Genomic DNA, 445 nt, shown 5'->3' with positions numbered 1-445 from the left:
GAGTATCTGAGTCGGAAGCACTGCCTGAATCTGAATCGCTGTCAGAGTCCGAATCACTATCTGAGTCAGAAGCACTATCTGAATCTGAATCATTGCCTGAGTCGGAATCGCTGTCTGAGTCTGAGTCGCTATCTGAATCTGAATCACTATCTGAGTCAGAAGCACTATCTGAATCTGAATCGTTATCTGAGTCGGAAGCACTGTCTGAGTCTGAGTCACTATCTGAATCTGAATCGCTATCTAAATCCGTGTCGTTGTCTGAGTCTGAATTTAAATCATTTATTGCATTCGAATCAGACTCTCCGTTCTCATCATTTTCAGAAGTTGCAAGTGGATTTATGTTATTTTCATTAGATTGAGGCTGATGACTTATTGAATTGTCGTCACTAAAAGTCTGATTTTCAGATTCTGCTTTATTAATATCATTATTCGAAGAAATGGGCTG

The 445-nt window shown here is 39.8% G+C and carries 1 pseudogene; it reads right to left on the bottom strand.

What is annotated here, in order from left to right:
• Positions 1–445 (bottom strand): annotated as a pseudogene (locus HZY83_RS07775) (fibrinogen-binding protein); the annotation flags it as partial.

The sequence above is a fragment of the Gemella sp. GH3 genome, assembly GCF_013415425.1.
Classification (GTDB): Bacteria; Bacillota; Bacilli; order Staphylococcales; family Gemellaceae; genus Gemelliphila.
The sequence above is the reverse complement of the archived record's forward strand: the minus strand, read 5'-3'. Positions and strand labels throughout refer to the sequence as shown.